The 20,554-nt window shown below is 43.1% G+C and carries 15 protein-coding genes; 12 read left to right on the top strand and 3 right to left on the bottom strand.

Features of this window, described 5'->3' with window-relative positions; all coding sequences use genetic code 11:
• The 8 genes from nuoL (at position 1) to FHW89_RS17400 (ending at position 14,441) form a co-directional block, all read left to right on the top strand.
• The gene (nuoL, locus tag FHW89_RS17435) at positions 1-2,055 is read left to right on the top strand and encodes an NADH-quinone oxidoreductase subunit L (protein WP_172336336.1); all 2,055 of its coding nucleotides are present in this window, start codon (positions 1-3) and stop codon (positions 2,053-2,055) included.
• A gap of 125 nt (positions 2,056-2,180) precedes the next feature.
• Positions 2,181-3,785, top strand: coding sequence for a NuoM family protein (locus FHW89_RS17430; protein WP_172336335.1), 1,605 nt, complete (start codon positions 2,181-2,183; stop codon positions 3,783-3,785).
• 84 nt (positions 3,786-3,869) lie between these two features.
• Positions 3,870-5,792: a mucoidy inhibitor MuiA family protein gene (locus tag FHW89_RS17425; protein WP_172336334.1), complete on the top strand. Its 1,923-nt coding sequence runs from the start codon at positions 3,870-3,872 to the stop codon at positions 5,790-5,792.
• 177 nt (positions 5,793-5,969) lie between these two features.
• Positions 5,970-7,469 carry an NADH-quinone oxidoreductase subunit N gene (locus FHW89_RS17420; RefSeq protein WP_172336333.1) on the top strand — a complete coding sequence of 500 codons (1,500 nt, stop codon included), beginning with the start codon at positions 5,970-5,972 and terminating at the stop codon, positions 7,467-7,469.
• Between the two features lie 104 nt (positions 7,470-7,573).
• On the top strand, positions 7,574-8,881 hold the full coding sequence (locus FHW89_RS17415) for an ammonium transporter (protein ID WP_172336332.1): 1,308 nt from the start codon (positions 7,574-7,576) through the stop codon (positions 8,879-8,881).
• Positions 8,882-9,308: 427 nt separating this feature from the next.
• The gene (locus FHW89_RS17410; protein WP_172336331.1) at positions 9,309-9,929 is read left to right on the top strand and encodes an alpha-ketoglutarate-dependent dioxygenase AlkB; all 621 of its coding nucleotides are present in this window, start codon (positions 9,309-9,311) and stop codon (positions 9,927-9,929) included.
• 415 nt (positions 9,930-10,344) lie between these two features.
• Entirely contained in the window at positions 10,345-12,321 is a 1,977-nt protein-coding gene (locus tag FHW89_RS17405) for an amidohydrolase family protein (RefSeq protein ID WP_172336330.1), read from the top strand.
• Positions 12,322-12,533: 212 nt separating this feature from the next.
• Positions 12,534-14,441, top strand: a complete 1,908-nt coding sequence (locus FHW89_RS17400) for an amidophosphoribosyltransferase (protein WP_172336329.1) — start codon at positions 12,534-12,536, stop codon at positions 14,439-14,441.
• A gap of 180 nt (positions 14,442-14,621) precedes the next feature.
• Here the strand turns inward: FHW89_RS17400 and FHW89_RS17395 are convergent, their stop codons facing one another.
• Positions 14,622-15,278 (bottom strand): LysE family translocator, encoded by a 657-nt coding sequence (locus FHW89_RS17395; protein WP_172336328.1) that lies wholly within the window; start codon positions 15,276-15,278, stop codon positions 14,622-14,624.
• 170 nt (positions 15,279-15,448) lie between these two features.
• Between FHW89_RS17395 and FHW89_RS17390 the strand changes: the two genes are divergently transcribed.
• The 3 genes from FHW89_RS17390 (at position 15,449) to FHW89_RS17380 (ending at position 17,997) form a co-directional block, all read left to right on the top strand.
• Positions 15,449-17,080, top strand: a complete 1,632-nt coding sequence (locus tag FHW89_RS17390) for an MFS transporter (protein WP_172336327.1) — start codon at positions 15,449-15,451, stop codon at positions 17,078-17,080.
• A 92-nt stretch (positions 17,081-17,172) separates the two neighbouring features.
• Positions 17,173-17,625 (top strand): dCMP deaminase family protein, encoded by a 453-nt coding sequence (locus FHW89_RS17385; RefSeq protein WP_172336326.1) that lies wholly within the window; start codon positions 17,173-17,175, stop codon positions 17,623-17,625.
• A gap of 18 nt (positions 17,626-17,643) precedes the next feature.
• Positions 17,644-17,997 (top strand): DHCW motif cupin fold protein, encoded by a 354-nt coding sequence (locus FHW89_RS17380; protein WP_172336325.1) that lies wholly within the window; start codon positions 17,644-17,646, stop codon positions 17,995-17,997.
• 88 nt (positions 17,998-18,085) lie between these two features.
• Here FHW89_RS17380 and cmk read toward each other — a convergent pair whose 3' ends face one another.
• Positions 18,086-18,760: a (d)CMP kinase gene (cmk, locus tag FHW89_RS17375; protein WP_172336324.1), complete on the bottom strand. Its 675-nt coding sequence runs from the start codon at positions 18,758-18,760 to the stop codon at positions 18,086-18,088.
• 162 nt (positions 18,761-18,922) lie between these two features.
• Between cmk and arfB the strand changes: the two genes are divergently transcribed.
• Positions 18,923-19,330: an alternative ribosome rescue aminoacyl-tRNA hydrolase ArfB gene (gene arfB / locus FHW89_RS17370; RefSeq protein WP_172336323.1), complete on the top strand. Its 408-nt coding sequence runs from the start codon at positions 18,923-18,925 to the stop codon at positions 19,328-19,330.
• A gap of 269 nt (positions 19,331-19,599) precedes the next feature.
• Here the strand turns inward: arfB and FHW89_RS17365 are convergent, their stop codons facing one another.
• Positions 19,600-20,550: a lipid A deacylase LpxR family protein gene (locus tag FHW89_RS17365; protein ID WP_172336322.1), complete on the bottom strand. Its 951-nt coding sequence runs from the start codon at positions 20,548-20,550 to the stop codon at positions 19,600-19,602.
• Positions 20,551-20,554: the final 4 nt, after the last annotated feature.

The raw sequence follows: 20,554 nt of genomic DNA, 5'->3' as shown, positions 1-20,554 counted from the left end.
TTGGACAACTTTTTACACTCCATACAAAGTTTAAACTATACGGTTGCTGCCGTAGCATTGCCGCTGCTTGCTGCGTTGATCAACTTTTGTATGCCCGTAAAAAGCAAAGCTGCAGGTTGGATATCAACTATAGCTATTTTGTTAAGCTGCATATTATCTGCCAAAGTTTTTGCAACGGTATGGAATCACCCGCAGATACATGCCCAGCGTATTTGGTTCACCATTGGCCAAACCCAGGTTTATGCGGGCATCCTGCTCAATAATCTTTCGGTACTGATGTTGTTGCTGGTGTCGGTTATCGCGTTGCCGGTACACATCTATTCTACCGCGTACATGAAGCACGACGACAGGTGCAGCCGTTATTTTACCTATTTGAGTTTCTTTTGCTTTAGTATGCTGGCTTTGGTGGTGATAGATAGTCTGGTGTTGTTCTACGCCTTTTGGGAGCTGGTGGGCTTTTCATCATACTTGCTTATCGGTTTCTGGTTTACAAAGGACAAGGCCGTACAAGCCAATAAAAAAGCCTTCATCATGAACAGGGTAGGCGATATCGGCTTGCTGAGCGCCATCATTATCCTGTTTGCGCAGTTTCATACTTTTGATATGGATACTATCTTTGCCGGGAAAGGCCTGATCGCGCAAGCTGTTATAAAAAATGGTTTGTGGGCAGGCCCGGTTAGTCAAATACCAGCCATCTGGCAATATGTAGCCTGTGCCGGTATTTTCCTGGCCGTAGCAGCCAAGTCGGCCCAATTTCCATTGCATACCTGGCTGCCCGATGCTATGGAAGGCCCAACCTCAGTATCGGCCCTCATCCATGCCGCCACTATGGTTGCCGCAGGGGTATTTTTGCTGGGCAGAGTGTATCCCATGTTCACCGAAATGGAACTCACTATACTGGCCTGCATCGGTTGCTTTACCGCGTTTATGGCGGCAACCATCGCACTTACGCAAAACGATCTGAAGCGCATCCTGGCTTATTCCACCATATCGCAATTGGGTTTTATGATCCTGGCGATGGGGGTAGGAGCTTATGCATCATCACTGTTTCATTTGGCGACACACGCCTTTTTTAAATGTCTGCTGTTTTTGGTGGCCGGTATTGTGATCCACCAGATGCAGCACATCAAGGATGATAATCACCTGGATATCGATCCGCAGGATATCACACACATGGGTGGCCTGCGCAAAAAACTGCCGGTTACTTTTATAGCCGCCGTTATAGGTGCGCTGGCCCTGGTGGGTTTGCCGCTTACTTCGGGTTATCTGTCTAAAGACGGTATCCTGATACAGGCTTTTGAATGGAGCGACGGCCGGAATGTCTGGTTTAAGATTATCCCGGTGATAGCACTGCTCACCAGCTGGTTAACCGCGTTTTATGTGGCCCGGCTCATATTTAAAGTTTTTTTTGGCGAGTTCAGGTTGTTGAAAACCAAACCGGATGTTAAACTGCACCTGGGCGATGGCAATTGGCCGTATACCTTGCCTTTGATATTGTTGGCTGTTTGCTGTTTATTTCCATTGTTTTCGTTCAATCCACTATCCTATGAGCGTGCGTGGTTATTTGAAGGATTAAGATCATCTACCCATAACACTGGGGAAAGTATCTACCATAGCCTGGTACCCATTAGTGTTAATGTGATCAGCTTGCTGGTATTATTTACTGCTTACCGGATATATGCCTGGGAAAGTGGTTTTGCTTTTTCGCAAAGAGGCTATTTCTACCGTTTATCTTACAATCAATGGTATATCGACAATTTATATAAACGGGCTATTGTAAACCCGGTATTACGCCTGGGCAGCGCCTGCTTCTGGATCGACCGTACGGTTGTGGATGGCTTGCTGCATTTGCTGGCGCGTATCAGCGGCGCTATAGCCAAATTAGCCGCCTGGACAGACGAGTATATTGTTGATGGATTTTTGCATTTGTTAGCCGCTCTAGTGCAAAGTATTGGCAATTTTGCACGTAAGTTTCAAAGCGGTAAAGTACAATATTACCTGTTTAGCATGCTGGTGATCGTACTATTGTTGTTTATTTTAAAAATATTGATATAGGGAGGAGAAGCAAGAAGTTAGAATCAAGAGCCGGGAGCCCGGTATTAAAATTGGGGTTTAATTACCAACTATTATTTTCTTGATTCTTATCTCTTGATTCCTGGCTCCAAGATTTAACACGACGCATGAATATACTAACCTTACTATTACTGGTACCTGTACTGTTCGGCCTTATCATTATGGTGTTGCCGTCGTCTGTGCGGGGCTGCTTTAAGTACCTCACGCTAGCGGCTACGCTGATACAATTAGGCATCAGCATATGGATGTACCTGCATTTTAAAACGGGTGCGGCTTATGGGGGTATTAATCATGAGGATCAGTTCCAGTTTGTGCAGAAACTTCCCTGGATCTCCCTTAACCTGGGCAGCATGGGCAAAATGCAGATCGATTATTTTGTAGGCATCGATGGCATGTCTATCAGCCTGCTGGTGATGACATCGCTGGTAATGGTGATCGCCACACTGTCGTCATGGGAGATCAAGAGTAATCTCAAAGGTTTCTTCCTGCTGTTTTTACTGTTGAATATGGCGGTTATCGGCGTATTCTGCGCGTTGGATTTCTTTCTGTTCTACCTGTTTTATGAGCTGATGCTGTTACCGCTGTATTTCCTCATCGGGATGTGGGGTGGCGCGCGCAGGGAATACGCGGCCATCAAATTTTTCCTGTATACCTTATTCGGTTCGGTATTTATGCTGCTGGTGATGGTGGGGCTGTACCTTTCCGTTACCGACCCTGCAACGGGCAATCATACCTTTAATATCATCCAGATGATGAACCCTGCCAACTACAATGCACAGTCTGTGTTTGCCATTGCAGGTCATCAAACCATATTGGGCATGCCTGCGCGTACGGTTGGTTTTGTGGTATTGTTCGTTGCTTTTGCCATCAAAGTACCGGTAGTGCCCTTGCATACCTGGCTGCCCGATGCACACGTGGAAGCGCCAACCCCGGTATCTATCATACTGGCAGGTATCCTGCTCAAGATAGGGGGGTACGGTATCATCCGTATTTGTTTAGGCATCTTCCCCGAGGTGGCCACGACAGGTGCGTTCTGGTTGGGACTATTAGGTGTGATATCTATCTTATACGGTGCTTTCAATGCCCTGGCTCAAAAAGATCTGAAAAGGATGATCGCTTATTCGTCCGTATCGCACATGGGCTTTGTGCTGTTAGGTATCGCCTCACAAACCGCCGAGGGTGTTAGCGGCGCGGTAATGCAAATGGTGAGCCACGGGTTTTTATCAACCATGCTATTCTTTTTGGTGGGTGTGCTGTACAACAGGGTGCACGACCGGGGTATCAACCATTTCCGGGGATTGGGTACGCTGATGCCACAATACACCGCTTTTGTGATGATCGCGTTTTTCGCGTCGTTGGGTTTACCGGGCTTTTCGGCATTTGTGGCCGAGGCATTTTCTTTAACCGGTGCTTTTAAATCGCCAACGGTAAATGGTTTATTACCTTACTGGATGGCCGTTTGCGGTTCGGTAGGTATATTACTGAGCGCCGCTTATTTTTTGTGGACATTGCAGCGCATGTTTTTCGGCACCGAATCATTAAAGGGCGGTAATGTTTGGAAAATAGCCCTTACTGACCTCAATTTGCGCGAGAAACTGACCCTGGCACCCCTCGCGCTGATAGCGCTGGCTTTGGGCATTATGCCTTCGCTGGTTTTTGATAAGATCAATGATTCTGTACTGGCTTTTATCCAGTTTTTACAGCTTAAATAAATAATGGTGAATAAGCATCAATGCTTTTATGGAAAAATGCATAGCCATGCATCTTTAGTTTACCCAGCCGGTTTAATGCCGCGCATGGGCCAATTAACAGATGATATGTATTTAACCGAAGACATGATGTTCAAAAAACTATCTACCGCCGCGGTTCTTCTTTTTATGGCGATGGCATCCAAAGCCGATGAAGGACAAAAAATAGCTTCCAAAGTTCAAAAAGTAACCGTTTTCTTAAACGGTGCGCAAGTAACGCGTACGGCGCTGGTCAGCGTAAGCCCGGGTACTTCTACCCTGGTTTTCGGTAACATGTCGCCAGGAATGGATGTACAGAGCCTGCAGGTAAGTGCCGGTGGAGAATTTACCATATTATCGGTAAAGCAGGAACTGGACAATGCCAACGATGAGCTTAAACAAAAAGAGATCCGCGATCTGGAGACTCAAGCAAAAGCCATTAATTACAAAATCGGTCTTAAAAATAGCCTGCTCCCGATTTATGCGGAAGAAAAAAACATGTTGGGCAAAAACCAGATAGGCGGTGGTGAAAAGAATGGCCTGGATGTAATCAAATTAAAACAGGCGCTTGATTTTCAAACAGCCCGCTTAACCGAGATAAAACAAAAAGAACAGGATATCAATGACCAGGTTGCTGCCCTAACCGAAGATCTGAACAAGATTAATCAACATATAGTCACTATCATTAACGGCCGAAGCAAGATAACCAGCAATGTTTTGGTAACGGTATCAGCCAAGAGCGCTTTACAATCAACCTTTACCTTGAATTATGTTGTGCAAAACGCCAGTTGGTATCCAACCTATGATATCCGGGCAAAAAATGTCAATAGTCCTATCAGTATTACGTATAAAGCCAATGTATCACAACAAAGCGGCGAGGACTGGAAAAATATTAAAGTAACGCTGTCTACAGGTAATCCAACCATCAGTGGCAACAAACCCGAGCTTACACCCAATTACTTGAGCTTGGGTATGTATTCCACCAACAAAAGTGGACCTGTTACCAAAGTTACCGGTAAGGTATTTGAAGCCGGTTCAAGTAATGGCTTGCCTGGCGTTGCCATAAGAGTTAAAGGAACATCCATTGGTACGGTTAGTGATGCCCAGGGATTTTATAGCCTGCAGGTACCACCAAATAGCCCCGATCTTGCTTTTAGTTATATGGGATATGAGGCGGTGGAAAGACCAGCCAATATGCCGCTCATTAATGTTACGATGTCGCCTTCAGCAAAAAATTTGAATGAAGTGGTGGTAACGGGTTATTCGGCAGAATATAAAAAAGATTTAACCGGAGCAGTGGCAGGTATAGCACCAGGTATCGGGATACGGGGCGCAGCAGCCAGTGTGCAATCTATCCCGGTAGAAGTTAAACCGGTTGAAAATCAAACCAACGTAGAGTTTAATATTGCCAATCCATATTCTGTGCCGAGTGATGGTAAACAATATGCGGTTGAGATCGGACAATTTGATCTGAACGCCAGTTACCAATATTTTGTAGCGCCCAAAGTAAGCACCGATGTGTTTTTAACCGCGCAGCTCACCAACTGGAACAAGTATAATTTCCTATCGGGCGAAGCGAACCTGTTTTTTGAAGGTACGTTTATCGGTAAATCATTGATCAATACACAGGCTACTGCCGATACGCTGAACCTGTCATTAGGTGCCGATAAAAATATTGTGGTGACCCGTACTCTGCAAAAGGATCTTACCGAGCGCCAATCATTCGGTCCCAATAAAAAAGAAACGCGCAACTGGCTCATCGAGGTGAAGAACCGCAAAAACCAACCTGTGAGTTTATTGGTGGAAGACCAGGTGCCGGTTTCGCAAAACTCAGCCATCGAGGTGGAGCAGCAGGAAATATCAGGTGCAAAACTGGATGAGCTTACAGGCAAACTTTCCTGGAATTTCATGCTAAATTCGCAGGATAATAAGAAAATACAATTAAAGTACCAGGTTAAATACCCTAAAAATCAATCTGTAATAGTTCAATAGAAATAAAAAGATAATAATTTGTGCGGGCAAGGGAAAGTGCGAATCCCCTCTTGAGAGGGGCGGAGGGGTGTGTTTATAAAAGCAGATTAATAGCTTTTGGAATAACACACCCCTGCCATTACTCAGCCCAACACACCCCCTCTCAAGAGGGGAAAGAAAAAAATAACAATAAAATAAATGCACGATCTGCTATCACATATATCCGAGTCTTTATCATCTGTTTTTGACAGCATAGCCTTCTTTAAACCCGAGGTTTACCTGGCGCTGCTGTTTATTGTAGTCATGATAACCGATTTGATATTTGGTAAGCGTTCTTTAAAGTTATGCCGTATAGTAGCCTGCGCGGGTTTGTTGCTGGTGGTGTATCTTGACCTGAAGCAGTTTGCGCTGATACTTGACGGAAACCATTTGATATTTAGTAATATGCTGCTGCTGAGCCGTAGCGGCATATTCTTTAAACTCATCATTGATCTGCTATCGTTTATCCTGTTGTTGTATTTCGGTTGGGATAATAAGCTCAATGGTCACCAAAAAGGCTTGTCCGATCTGTATTCCATTGCCATAGCATCCGTATTTGGGCTGCATTTGATGGTGATGGCGGTAAACCTGTTATCCATTTACCTGGCTATCGAAATGGTTTCTATCGCCTCTTACCTGATGGTAGCCTACCGTACCGAAAACGCTTTCAGTACCGAAGCGGGTTTAAAATATGTATTGTTCGGCGCGGCATCATCAGCTATTATGTTGTATGGCATATCGCTGCTATATGGTTTCAGCGGATCTTTAGATATTATATTTAAATATAGCATCCAGCACTTGTCGGCTGTTAATCCGGTTAGTTCATCATTTGCCATGATATTGGTTTTATTGGGTATCGGGTTTAAGTTATCCTTCGTGCCGGTTCATTTCTGGGTACCCGATGTATACCAGGGAGCAAGCACACCGGTTACGGCATACCTGTCAACCGTGCCTAAAATAGCCGCCTTTGCCTTGCTGATCAATTTTATTTCGCCGTTTATATTTACCACCTATTGGAAAGGTTTTGATATAGGTATTGCATTCGCCCTTATCGGCACCGTAACCATGGTAGCAGGTAATTTCGCGGCGGTGCTGCAAACCAATGTGAAACGGATGCTGGCTTACTCCAGCATTGGGCATACTGGCTTCGCATTGATGGCTGTTGTGGTTTTATCCTTGCACAGCGTATCGGTACTGAGCTATTACCTGCTGGTGTACGCACTGGCCAATATCGGCGCACTGGCGCTGGCTACCTATTTTGCCAATGAAGCCGGCGCCGAAGACGTGGAAGAATACCGCGGACTGGGTCTTAAATATCCCATAGCTTCCGTTTGCTTTGTGATCATCCTCATCTCATTAACCGGCTTGCCCGTAACTGCTGGTTTTACCGGTAAGTTGTTTGTGTTTTCGGCGGTGTATGGGGTTTATCAGCAAACGCACAGCATTTGGTTAATGTTGCTGATGATTACCGGGGCATTAACTACGGTTGTCTCGCTGTTTTACTATATCAAGATCCCTTTGAATTTATTTCTGAAAAGAAAGGAAATGGTCGAAATAAGCAATAAAAAATCTGTGAATTTGCTCATTTTATCAATATTCATAAGTTTTATCCTAATTTTACTGGGTATTTTTCCTCATTGGGTGCTTCAACTGCTCTAATTTTTCAATTTTCGTAATTTTTTAACAAAAACTTAATATTCTTCGTTTTTTTATAATTAAAATCATACTTTCAGGCCGTTTTACAAAGCAATTCTAATATTTCCATGAAACGGTATTTTCCTTTCTTAGTAATTCTTGTCATTTTAGTACTAACTTTTCTTTTTCCATCTGTAGAATTCAAAAATTCCGGCGATCCTCACTTTAATACCGGCGATATTGCCTGGATGTTGATGTCGACGGCCCTGGTTCTGATCATGACACCCGGTTTGGCTTTCTTTTACGGTGGGATGGTTAATAAAAAGAACGTGATATCAACCATGCTGCAAAGTATTGTTTGTATGGTGATCATTACGGTGATGTGGGGCATATTTGGTTTTAGTTTAGCTTTTGGCGATAGCTTTTATGGTATCATCGGTAATCCATCAACCTATTTTATGATGAAGGGTATGCTGGGCAACGCCACCTGGAAAGCCGCGCCAACTATACCACTGCTGTTATTCGCTATGTATCAGCTGAAGTTCGCTATCATTACCCCGGCGTTAATCACCGGTGCCTTTGCCGAACGCATCCGTTTCAACTCGTACATTATATTCCTTTGCCTGTTCTCGATATTTATATTTTCGCCATTGGCACATTGTACCTGGCACCCGGATGGCATACTGGCCAAATTTGGTGTGCTTGATTTTGCCGGTGGTACTGTAGTACACATGTCGGCCGGATGGGCCGCTTTGGCTTCGGCTATTTATTTAAAACGCCGTAACGAGGCTAACCATTCACCTGCCCGTATCACTTATGTGATGATTGGTACCGGACTTTTATGGTTTGGCTGGTTTGGCTTTAACGCGGGTTCGGCCTTTGGCGCCAATGCCTTAGCGGTAACCGCTTTAGCTACAAGCACCACTGCATCGGCAGCGGGCGGTATTACCTGGATATTTTTTGATATGCTGCGCGGACGCAAACCTTCAGCTATGGGTACCTGTATTGGTGCCGTAGTGGGCCTGGTAGCCATTACACCAGCAGCCGGGTTTGTTACCGTGCCGCATTCACTGGCCATTGGTATCATATCGGCCGTAGTGAGTAACCTGGTGGTGGAGTGGCGCACACGTACTTCTATTGATGATACGCTGGATGTGTTCCCTTGCCACGGTGTAGGTGGTATGGTGGGTATGTTGCTTACCGGTGTTTTTGCCAATCAGCATGTAAACGCGGGCAATTTAACTGGCAACGGCTTATTTTTTGGCCAAACGCATTTGTTTATCGTGCAGTTGGTAGCGCTGATCTGTGTTTCTATATTCTCGTTCTTTGGCTCCATGCTGCTGCTTAAAATTACCGATATGATATCGCCGCTGAGGGTTTCGGCCGAGGAAGAAGTTGTGGGTCTGGATATCAGCCAGCATGGCGAAAAGCTATAATTATTGCATTTCAAACCAATTACATAAACATGAGAGAGTCCGGCTGTAAAGCCGGATTTTTTTTGATTAAGAATTTGAGGAGCAAGGAGCAAGGACGGCGCTGGAAACAAGATATAAGAGTCAGGAATCAAGAGGAACGCGGAATTGTCTTAATCTTTGCCTTACGCCGGTTCAAGCGTCTGCGCTTGAACCTTACTTTAGGTGAGCGTCGACGCTCACCTGTTTGGTATTTAAGCGTAGACGCTTAAATAGGCGGTAGGGGAAAGAATTAAGATATAAGAATCAAGAGTCAAGAAAAGATAACAAGTATGTGTATGATATTAAACTGTGATCCATATTCCTTGTCTAAATTTGTAGATGCCGGAACTAATCGAGTTTTGTCTTGATTCTTGACTCTTAGTTCTTGATTCTATTAAGATTCTAAAAAATGAGCGCCGATAATCAATTGAATATATTTAGCCCCGTCCGTCAAAACCTGTTGCCGTTTGATGGGGAAGTATTCTTATATCCCAATTTTTACCAGGAGGATGATGTTTATGACATTTTTAATGAGCTCAAGCATTCCGTTCTGTGGAAACAGGATAAGATGAAGATCTATGGCAAGCAGGTTAATTTTCCGCGCCTTACTTCCTGGTACTCCGATAGCGGTAAAACTTACACCTACTCTGGCGTGGTAAATATCCCCCTGCCGTTTACACCGCTGTTACTCCAGATCAAACAAGCAGCCGAGCAGCAATGCAATAAGCAATTTAATTCGGCCCTGCTCAACTTTTACCGCAATGGCGAGGATAGCATGGGCTGGCACAGCGATAATGAAAAAGAACTGAGTGGCAACCCTGTTATCGCCTCGGCATCATTTGGCGCTACGCGTACTTTTCAGTTTAAACACAAACAACAAAAAAATGCCAAAGTATCCATGGCGCTCAGCAATGGCAGCTTACTAATTATGCAGGGCGAAACCCAGCACCACTGGCTGCACCAGGTGCCCAAAACAACCGGCGATACAGGCCCGCGTATCAATATTACTTTCCGGGATATTAAATATTAAAACCGCTGATGATGTGATTGTATTTGAGCGCTAATTTTCGTATCTTTATATCAATACCAGCCCGGTTTTTTCTGAAAAGAGATAACCGGGCTGTTTTGTTAAGAGGGAAAAAGGGCATAAAAATCACTCAATTTTTAATACTTTTTAAAGTTTCAAAACCACGTTAAAAACCACACTGAATTTTGTTAAAAAGTGTTAAAATCGATGTTTTTTGAATGTTTTTGAATCGTTTTCGGGCCATTTTTGACTAAAATTTATTAAAATTTAAGGTTTAAAAAGTTTTGCAAGGGGAGAGGCTGGCATATTTCATCAACCGGAAAATATATTGAGGCTATTATATTTTTATTGATCTTGTAACAGATGCTTTTAAAATATCGTCATATATTTATCGCACCTATAAAACATTACCTGATCTATGAAGAAGCCTATCCTGTTTATTATTACCGCGTTATTTTTTTTAAATGCAAGCGCTCAAACTAATATCCCGGCTGATAGCGGGACTTTCTTTCTGCATAAATTCGCGCAGCAGATAGGTAAAGAAACCTATGTGGTGCATAAATATAAAGACGCCATACAATATAGTATCGATTTTAAGTTTGTCGACCGTGGTTCGCCGGTGCCCCTAAAAGCAGAGTTGAAAGTAAATCCGGTTAACGACCCACTTGAACTTACCATAAAAGGCAGTACCTCAAGGTTTTCAAAAGTGGATGATAAAATTACCATACGTGGCGGCGAGGCCACCATCCGGGTAAATGATTCTTCCTATACGCAAAAAGTATCACCACCCAGCTTTACCGTAGCGGGATACTCGCCCGGAACCGTACAGCAGGTGCTGTTGCAATACTGGAAAAAGCAACCTGAACCAGCGACAATCCGCACCCTGCCGTTTGGTTCGGTACAAATAAAAAAGGAGGGGACTGATGAATTGAGTTTTAATGGCAAATCAGTAACCTTTGACAGGTTTACCATCAGCGGTTTGGTTTGGGGTAATGAGTTGATCTGGGCTGATAATAAAGGCAACCTCATCTGCCTGATCACCAATGATGCCGAAGGGGATAAATTAGAGGTGATGCGCACGCAGTATGAAGCCTTATTGCCGCAACTCATCAGCAAGGCAGCTGTTTATGGTATGGAGTTGTTTACAAAAGCCACCGGGCAATCAACTGCGACTGATGAAACCATTGCTATAACAGGAGGGACATTATATGACGTAGTAACCGGTACAAGCATTCCCGACGCGGTTATACTGATCAGTAAAGGTGTTATTGTACGCACGGGCAAGGCCGGATCGCTAACTATCCCTGCTGGTGTAAAAGTAATTGATGCTAAAGGCAAAACTATTTTACCGGGTTTGTGGGATATGCACTCGCATTTTGAGCAGGCCGAGTGGGGACCTGCCTACCTGGCTGCTGGCGTTACTACAGTGAGGGATTGTGGTAATGAGTTTGAATATATCAACGCCATCAAGAATGCTATTGACAGTGATAAAGGTATCGGCCCCAATATATTAAAGGCAGGTATTATTGATGGCAAAGGCCAGAAAGCCTTAGGAATTATACAGGCTGATACCAAAGAAGAAGCTATCAAAGCGGTTGACCGCTATAAGGAAAATGGTTTTGTACAGATAAAAATATACAGTTCGGTAAAGCCTGAGATAGTTAAGATAATTTGTGATGAGGCACACCGCCTCGGGCTGACGGTAACCGGACATATCCCAAATGAAATGACCCTACAGCAAGGTGTTGATTCTGGAATGAACATGGTGAATCATATCCAATATGTTTATTCGATCATGAAGCGGAACGCCGACAAGTCTGTTGATTTTAATGATCCGCAGAGTATAGCAGCCATTGATTTTATTAAACAGCATCATGTGGTTATTGATCCTACGGTAGGGGTTTATGAGCTGGCTTTCCGTAATTTAAAAGATGATATTACACTGCTTGAGCCTGCATTTTATAACCTTCCGCTGCCACTACAGGCTTTGTTTAAAAATATGGGGGAAGATCCGGAACAGGCTACTAAAGTTATACCCCTGATGGCAAGTATGCTACAGGCGGTGAAAAAGCTGTATGATGCAGGCGTTCCTATTGTGGCTGGCACAGATATGGGTTTCCCGGGTTATAGCCTCGACCGGGAACTGGAGCTGTATGTAGAAGCCGGACTTACACCTGCCCAGGCTATCAAAACAGCTACCATTATTCCGGCTACTGTGATGAAGATGGATAAACAAACCGGATCGGTGGAAGCTGGTAAACAGGCAGATCTGGTTATTATTGATGGTGATCCGGTAAAAAATATCAGGGATATCCGTAATGTTTCGGTTATTATAAAAGGTGGCAGAATCTATGATCCGGTAAAACTGCACCAGATGGTTGGTTTTGCAAAGTAGGAGCAAATAGGCTAAATTAGTAAAGTGTAAACAAACAAGATCATTACATTAGGCCAGATAGAAATTACACAATCTTTCTATCTCCCGAATAGGTAAATGATGTGTGCAAAAAATTAACGTTGCGGTAACTTATCCACAAACTACTGTTTAATGACAATTGATATGGGGATAGTTCATTATAAAATGATACCTTTGCAGCCTCATTCCAAATCATGAGCGATCAGATTAAACATGAATGCGGTGTGGCATTTATCCGCCTCTTAAAGCCACTGTCTTATTATCAGAAAAAGTACGGAACAGCTCTGTACGGCCTGAACAAGCTTTACCTTTTGATGGAAAAACAACACAACCGGGGCCAGGATGGCGCGGGGGTTGCTACCATTAAACTGGATATTGAGCCTGGCAAGCGGTACATCAGCAGGCACCGGTCGATGGCATCAAATGCTGTTGCTGATATTTTTGAATATATTCAGAAGAAATTCGCTGACATTCAGAAAGAAGCACCTGAAAAACTGGCTGATACCGAATGGTTGAAAGAAAATGTAAGCTTTACCGGTGAGGTTTTACTGGGGCACCTGCGTTATGGCACTCACGGCAAAAACAGCATCGAAAGCTGTCACCCGTTTTTAAGGCAAAACAACTGGATGACCCGTAACCTGGTTATTGCCGGTAACTTTAACATGACCAATGTTGATGAGTTATTACAGCAATTGTACGACCTGGGCCAACATCCTAAAGAAAAAGCCGATACCATAACCGTTCTGGAAAAAATAGGCCACTTCCTGGATACCGAGAATCAGGGCTTGTTTGATCAATACAAACGCGAAGGTTTGGACGATAACATGGAGATCAGCAAGCTGATAGCCAATGATATGGATGTAGCCAAGATACTTCGCAAATCGGCCAAAAACTGGGATGGTGGTTATACCATTGCGGGTATTATAGGTCATGGTGATGCGTTTGTAATGCGTGACCCTGTGGGTATCCGTCCGGCTTATTACTATTATAACGATGAGATAGTTGTTGCTGCTTCAGAGCGCCCGGCTATCCAAACTGCCTTCAATGTACCTGTTGAAGATATTAAAGAGATCCGCCCAGGTCATGCACTTATCGTTAAAAAGAACGGTAAAATAACCGAGGACATGTTTAGCGAACCGCTGGAAAAAAAGGCCTGCTCCTTTGAGCGTATCTACTTTTCACGTGGCAGCGATTCGTCTATCTATCGTGAGCGTAAGCAATTGGGCAGATTGCTTTGTCCGCAAATATTGAACGCAGTTGATAACGATATCAAAAACACCGTATTCTCATATATCCCAAATACTGCAGAAGTCGCCTTTTACGGTATGGTTGAGGGGATACACAAGTACGTTAAAAAATACCAGCGTGATAAACTGCTTAACCGTGAGGATAAGATAAGTGAAGAGGAGCTAACAGAGGTATTGCAGATGGCGCCGAGGGTTGAAAAAATAGCGATTAAGGATGTAAAGTTGCGCACCTTTATTACCCAGGATGCCGACCGTAGCGAAATGGTAGCGCATGTGTATGATACCACTTACGGATTGATCAAAAAGAATACCGACACACTGGTAGTATTGGACGATTCTATTGTACGTGGTACCACGCTGAAGCAAAGCATCCTGAAAATATTAGACAGGTTAGGTCCTAAAAAGGTGGTGGTAGTATCCTCTGCTCCGCAGATCCGTTACCCGGATTGTTATGGTATCGATATGTCGCGTATGGGTGAATTCGTGGCTTTTGAGGCGGCTATCAGCTTACTGAAGGAGATGGATCGCGAAGACATCATTCTGGATGTTTACCAGAAATGTAAGGATAGTGCCAAGTTGCCAAAAGAAGAAGTGAAGAACTATGTAAAAGAGATCTACTCTTTGTTTACCGATCAGCAGATATCTGATCGCATAGCGCAGATCATCACTCCAAAAGATATCAAGTGTAAAGTTGAGGTTTTATACCAAACCCTGGATAACCTGCACATAGCCTGCCCGGATCATACCGGCGACTGGTATTTCAGCGGTGATTACCCAACCCCGGGCGGTAACAAAGTAGTTAACCGAGCCTTTGTAAACTGGATGGAAGGTAAAAACCAGAGAGCTTACATGTAAGCAGAGCCTCCTAACCCCCTGAAAGGGGGAATATGATATTCAAGGCGGTGAGTTTTAACTCATCGCCTTTTTTTGTTTTGCTGATTTTGATTTCAGTCGGAACATAACTGCTAACGGAGAAGAAATTGATTAATGGAAATAACACTCACTAATTCACTAATTCAATAATTAAAAAGAGGATTAACTTCCTGCCGGAGCCGAAAATACAAAGTGAGTAACCAGTTTATCTACCAATATCAAGGAGGCTATGATGAGCGCTATACCCGCTACCTCGTTAAGGCGGTGAACCAGTTTAACAGATATTTTGTCGCGCAGTTTATTGGCATAAAAAGCTTTGGTGATATCCATGCCAAACTGTACTATAAGTACCGTGGCAAACATCACCGCGATTTTAAAAGAGCGATGGGCTACACCTTCATGAAAAACCGTACTGGCAGTACCAATCACGGTAATCCAGTGAAATAGCAGGGTAGGGTTAAAAATGCACATCAAGAACCCCTTTAAAAAGTATCCGGCTCGGTTTATACCCGAGGGTACTTTGTTTTCATAGTTCACCTCGCCCTTTTTAAACAGGTAGCGTATCCCTACACTAAATAATATGATGCTTCCAACAACACCGGCTATGGTTTTGGTATGGTTAGATATATCAAAATATTGAGAGCCAAATAAAATTGCTCCCACGAAAACCACATCACTGCTAACTACGCCGAGTGCCAAGGCAACACCGGCATGAAAACCTTTTTCGATGCTGGTTTTAATAAGAGCAAAAAAGACCGGGCCAGTCAAAAACGTCAACACTAATCCTATCCCCAATCCCGAAATAACAGCTTCTATCATTATTTAGGCTTATGTTCCAAAATTTTGAACCATGCGAATATGCAATTTTATCTCTTAAACAACGAAACTTAAAATTGTGATTTATTTAATTTGAAAAAGAATAATAACATTTACAAAAATTGAATTATGTTTAGCGATTCAAAATACATTCTGTATAACTAAACTTAAAAATGGAACAAAAAGACAATAAAAATTACAGTTCGGCATTATACACGCTGATTACTGTGTTTTTCTTCTGGGGTTTTTTAGCCGCATCAAACGGTATCTTTATACCATTTTGTAAAACGCATTTTCATCTCACTCAATTTGAGTCGCAGTTGATCGATTTTACCTTTTATGGTGGATACTTTATAGGCTCATTAATACTTTACTTCGCATCACAGGCCAGTAAGGTTGATATCATGAATAAGTTGGGTTATAAAAATGGTATCATCCTGGGTTTAGTTATATCAGCCGTAGGCGCATTAGGTATGATACCTGCTGTGGCCAGTGGCGCGTTTGGTTTTATATTGGCGGTGTTTTTTATCATTGCTGTTGGTTTCTCTTTACAACAAACTGCTGCGAATCCATTTGTGGTGGCTTTAGGCCCTGCCGAAACAGGCTCCAACCGTTTGAATTTTGCCGGTAGTATCAATAATATAGGTGCCCTGTTAGGCCCGATAGTTGTGAGTGTGGTGTTGTTTGGTACTGCAAATTCCGAGGTTAAACCGGAAGTTAAAATATCGTCTATCAATAACCTTTACTACATGCTGGCAGCTTTATTTATAGCTGTGGCTGTGTTCTTCTGGTTCTCAAACCTGCCCAAAGTTACCAGCGACGAGAAAATTGAATCGAGCAAAAAAGCTAATACGCCGTTATTTATCATATTCATCGCGTTTTTATTGATACTAGCTGCCGACCCATTAAGCAATGCTATTGGTATCCCAAGCCAGTATTTTGTGTATGCTTCATTGGCTATTATCATATTTACGCTTGTAGGTACCATATTTGCCGCTAAACAAAGTAAAGAAGGTTGGGGCGCTATGCAATATCCGCAATTGATTTTGGGTATGCTGGCTATTTTCACCTACGTAGGTACTGAGGTTACTATTCAAAGTAACATGGGCTCTTTACTAAAAACTCCGGAATTTGGATCATTCAACGAATCGGACATTGCACCTTATATATCTTTATACTGGGGTAGCTTGATGATCGGTCGTTTTGCTGGTTCAATTGGGGCTTTCAACCTTTCTACGTCAACCAAGTATATTTTATACGTTCTTGTTCCGTTTGTAGCGTTTGGTCTGGTATTATTTGTAAACGCCATAACCGGTGTAAATGTAGGTAACCTGTATGTTTACGCGGTTTGTGTGGCAGTGCTTATTGTGGCCTTCTTTATCGGTCAGCAAAAGCCAACACGTACTTTATCTGTATTAGGTATACTTGGCGTTATATTTATGCTCATCGGTTTGTTCACTACCGGCAGGGTAGCCACTTTCGCTTTCATTAGCGGTGGTTTATGCTGCTCAATCATGTGGCCATCTATATTCTCATTGGCTATTACCGGTTTAGGTAAATACACCAGCCAGGGTTCGGCATTTTTGATCATGATGATCCTGGGGGGCTCAATTATCCCGCCACTGCAAGGTAAAATAGCCGATGGTGCAGGTAATGTTGTACCAGGCATGAGCGGTATCCATTTCTCGTACATTGTACCGGTATTGGGCTTTGCTTACCTGGCATATTTTGCATGGAAAGTGAGCCGTGAACTTCGCAGCCAGGGCATCGACCTTGACCATGTTGAAGTATCAGGCGGACATTAATATTTAGTTCATTAGTTCAATGGTTCATTAGTTTATTGGTAGCAAATTTGCCGATACTAATGAACCATTGAACTAATGAACCAATAAACTACATGAAACCAAGTTTCGATCATATTTTTATGAACCTGGCTACTGATCTGGCTAAGCGTTCACACTGCGTTAAAGCCCAGGTAGGCGCTGTTTTAACCCGCGACACCCGTATTATATCCATTGGCTATAATGGGCCGCCTGCACATACGCATAATTGCGATGAGGAATGGCCCGGCGAGGGTTGCCCCCGGGATTCAAAAGGAAGCTGCTCATTGGCACTTCACGCCGAAGAAAATGCCATACTATATGCCGTAAAAAATGGGGCTAAATTGGAAGGAGCTACGCTGTACACTACCTTATCACCTTGTCTGCCTTGTGCCCGCCTGATATTTTCGGCCGGCATTAAACACGTGTATTTTGATAAGTCATATGCCGAATACAAAGGTTTAGCCAGCGATGAAGGAGTTGATTTTTTGAATCACTTTGGTGTTAAAGCCGAAAAGTTTATTGGATAAGTAAATAATTCGCAAATCATGTACAATATACCTTTTCAAACTATTGACTGGGCCTCAGTTGGGAAAACAGAACACAAAGGAGAGACTGGAACCGCGTTTTGGCAAACTTTGTTGCTTGATGGGCTCAGAGTGCGATTGGTAGAATATTCTGCCGGTTACCTGGCCGATCATTGGTGCCAGAAAGGGCATATTGTGCATTGCCTGGAAGGGGAGTTTATAAGTGAACTTCAAAATGGCGAAGCGTTTACCTTAACTAAAGGAATGACCTATATCGTATCTGACGATCTGAGCTCGCACCGGTCTGTATCCGCGGCCGGTGTAAAGCTCTTAATTATAGATGGCAGCTTTTTAAAGCCCGACTCTTTAAGATGAAAGGTCAAAGGCGAAAGGGAGAAGGACTTTTCGCTTTTGATCTTTAATCTACACCTTTCGCCTTTGACCTTTATCCTTTCACCCTTACTTAAAGAATGAGCGGTTTTACCCTGTCCAGAGCAAAGTCCAGCTGTTGTTGTGGAGTTAGGTTGGTATTATCCAATATAATTGCATCCTCGGCCCTTACAAGCGGACTTTCCTCACGGGTGGTGTCCTGGTAATCCCGGTGGGCTATATTCTCAAATACCTCTTCTAACGTTATTTCGGGGTTTTTGTCCTTGATCTCGTTATAGCGTCTTTCGGCACGCACTTTAGGGTCTGCCGTCATGAATATTTTTACATCGGCATTCGGGAAAACGGTTGTGCCTATATCGCGGCCGTCCATCACGATGTTTTTAGAATGGCCCATGCGCTGCTGCTGTTTAACCATTTCTTTCCGCACTTCGCGAATGGCCGAAACCTCGCTTACTTTATCGGATACGGGCATCAAACGGATCTCCTCAGATACCTCTTCACCATTAAGGGTAATGTGGGTTTGATAATCGCGCGAATGAAAATTAAGGTGGATGTTTTCTAATGCCTCCTCAATTTGATCGTGGTTGGTTACATCGATATTGTTACGTAAAAAATACAAGGCAACAGCGCGATACATTGCGCCGCTATCCACATAAATAAAATGAAGTTTTTTTGCTAACGCTTTGGCCAGTGTGCTTTTACCACATGATGAATAGCCATCAATTGCCACTACTATGTTTTTACTCATAAGCGTAGCTAAAGTACAAATAATTGTGATTGATTGAGCAGGTGAGTGATTGATTAAGTTCATGAAATAGGTAGTTGCTTAGTTTGAATACTTTGTACATCCTGGAAACTACCCACTTAATCAACCATTCACCCAATCAACCTAAATAATTACCTTTGCCGAATGAACCTTACTAAATCAGATCTGCAAAAAGAAATTACTTATAAAACCTCGCGTAGCGGGGGTAAGGGTGGTCAGAATGTAAATAAAGTATCGAGCAAGGTGGAGCTTTTATTTAATGTGGATAGTTCTGTATTGTTTACCGAAGAGGAGAAATTGTTGCTGAAAGATAAATTACAAAACCGCTTCAATAAGGGTGGTTTTGTGCAAGTGATCTGTGATGAAGAGCGTAGCCAATACCTTAACAAAGAGAAAGCTATTGAACGATTGATATTATTACTTACTCGCGCATTACAGAAACCCAACGTGCGTAAACCAACCAAAGTAAGTAAGGCCGCAAAAGTCGCCCGCTTGGATGACAAAAAGAAACACTCCGCCAGGAAAGAAAACCGGAAAGTTGATTTTGATTGAGCCCTGAAAAGGCGACAATAATTTTGTTAAAAAGTGGGTTTACATGGTTTACACTTTTTACCATTAATATTGGATTAACCAATTGACTATCAATAGATTAATTATTTTTCTTGATAAAAAGTGTAAACCATGATTTTGTCGAATTTTGTCTGAATCAGAATTCTCAGAATTTGTAAATTAACAGAATTGGTCTTCATTCTGTTAATCCTTGAATTCTGTAAACAGCGAAGCCATCAACCAAGTTAATTCTGATTCAGAAGATAGATCATTTATTTAAACCGATACGCACCGGTAATGCTGGCCCATTGATGCGACCTAAGCATCTGCTCCGCATCTTTAGTGTGGAAAACAGCCGCCACGTCAAAAGTAAAACGACTGGTCGTAAAGGCTACCCCAACCTGGTTGCTGAATATAAAAGGCTTTTTGTTTAACGTAACCTCCAGGCTGCCTGGGTCATTGTTTTTGTTAAACAGGGGGCCTTGTATAGTGGCATCATACAATACACCGTTGATTTGCGGTTTATAGTAAAAAAAGATCTCATGCGCGTGCAACAAACCGGTTTGATCGGCCAGGGAAGTTGTACTTTGGGTACTTACCGAATTGAAAAGCTGGTTAAAATTGCCCAGACGGATCAACGGACCTAAACCTGCACCGGTAAACCCGTTACCCAGGTTGGCATATGAGGTAAAACTCAGGTCTACCCATGATGCCCTGGCCAATAGTTTATTATACTCGGCGCCTAAATTAAGTTCTACGTTGTTTTTTATCTGGTACTGCCAGCCATTGAGGGAATAAAAGCCGAAAGTATTATGAATGAATTTCTGTATCGGTTCGCCGCCTGCGGCTGGTCCTACAATGCCTACCTGTGCGCTAAGCTTGATGTTACTTTCGTTTTTATATAAAAGGTTGAGTGTTGACCCAATGTAGGAGTAGGCCGCGAAAGGCCTGTCTATGTATGAGGCATTAGGTACATAGCCCGATTGAGGATTGTACATTTTCTGACCGATCTCAAACCCTAAAACCTTGTTCTGCAAATCACCATCGGCTTTTAAAGCTTTACGGTAATAAATAAAGATACCATTGGTATAATACCTGTCTGAGCCCTGACCCAGGTACCCATCATTATCAGTTTGTATAGCAATTTCGTGACCGCGGGTTTGCGCAAATAAACTGATGGAACCCAACAGGCACAACAGTGTGAGGAATAGTTTATTAGACATTAGG

The sequence above is a fragment of the Mucilaginibacter sp. SG564 genome (assembly GCF_013149275.1).
Lineage (GTDB): Bacteria > Bacteroidota > Bacteroidia > Sphingobacteriales > Sphingobacteriaceae > Mucilaginibacter.
Note: the sequence above shows the minus strand (reverse complement) of the source record. Positions and strands in the feature narration are given on the sequence as shown.